Source organism: Paraburkholderia sp. CNPSo 3281 (assembly GCF_024206515.1).
GTDB lineage: Bacteria > Pseudomonadota > Gammaproteobacteria > Burkholderiales > Burkholderiaceae > Paraburkholderia > Paraburkholderia nodosa.
In genome coordinates, this window is sequence record NZ_JAMBPS010000147.1 from 1 (window position 1) to 1,276 (window position 1,276).

General features: G+C 60.6%; 1 protein-coding gene. It reads left to right on the forward strand.

The genetic code is table 11. The features are described 5' to 3' along the window. Positions 1–68: 68 nt before the first annotated feature. Positions 69–1,276, forward strand: a 1,208-nt coding sequence (locus M3I56_RS40550; RefSeq protein ID WP_254358657.1) for an ISL3 family transposase, incomplete at its 3' end; no start/stop codon positions are given.

Here is a 1,276-nt window from a genome sequence, read left to right on the forward strand (position 1 = left end):
TTGCCTCTGTTGAATTTCCAGTGGGTGGTATCGTCCGGTTTTCTGCATAAACAAGACGAAGGCAGGTCATGCATAGCAAGCTGTTCGAAGCCGCATTGGGCGTAAGCGATCCCTGGTTCGTGAGCGGCGTCGATTTCGACGCGGCCACCAAGCTGCTGACGATCCAGATCGACTTCACTGCTGGAAGCCGCTTCGCGCATCCTGAGGTGGCCGGAGTGCATCCTGTGCATGACACCGTCGTCAAACGCTACCGCCACCTGAATTTTTTCCAGCACGACTGCTACCTCGAAGTGCGCACGCCGCGCGTGAAGCTGCCCGACGGCCGCGTGGCGCTTGTCGAGCCAGATTGGGCCGGCAAGCTCAGCGGATTCACGCTGCTGTTCGAGGCGATGGTGCTCACGCTCGCCCAGCAGATGCCCTTTGCAGCTGTAGCCCGCGCCGTCGGCGAATCGTGGCATCGCGTGCATGCGATCTGCAAGCGCTACGTCGAACTTGCGCTGGCCGCAATCGACCTGTCTGGCATGACCAGCATCGCCGTGGACGAGACCTCCTACAGGCGCGTACACAACTATCTGACGCTCGTGGCCGACGCCGAACAACGCAAGGTCGTGTTCGTCACCGAAGGCAAGGATGCCGCCACCATCGAACAGTTCGCCGCCCACCTGCGAGCGCACCGCGCAGAGCCCGAACAGATCACCTCGGTCAGCATCGACATGTCTCCCGCCTTCATCAAAGGTGTCAGCGAACATCTGCCGAACGCCCGCATTAGCTTCGACAAGTTCCACGTCGTCGCCCAGGCATCGACCGCCCTGGACAAGACCCGGCGACTCGAACAGAAGACCGATCCCGATCTCAAGGGCCTGCGTTGGGCGCTGCTCAAAGACCGCGAGCGGCTCAATGTGGCACAGCGAGCCGAAATGGACGCGCTGGTCGCCAACGTCACGACCAAACGTACGGCCCGTGCCTGGCTCTATCGAGAACAGTTGCGCGAGATCCTTGATCGTAAGCAGATCAATGTCGTTTCCGAGATGCTCGAGCAGTGGTGTACCAACGTGATGCGATCCAAGGTTGAACCCATGAAGGAGGTCGCCCGCATGATCCGAAAACACTTCGACGGCATCGTCGCATGGACCCAGACGCGCCAGACCAACGGCTTTCTGGAAGCACTCAACGGCCTGTTTCAGGCCGCCAAGCGACGCGCTCGCGGCTACGCAAACCTCGAAACCATGCGCACAGTGCTGTTCCTGATCGCCGGCAAACTCAACTTCGCGCCGAT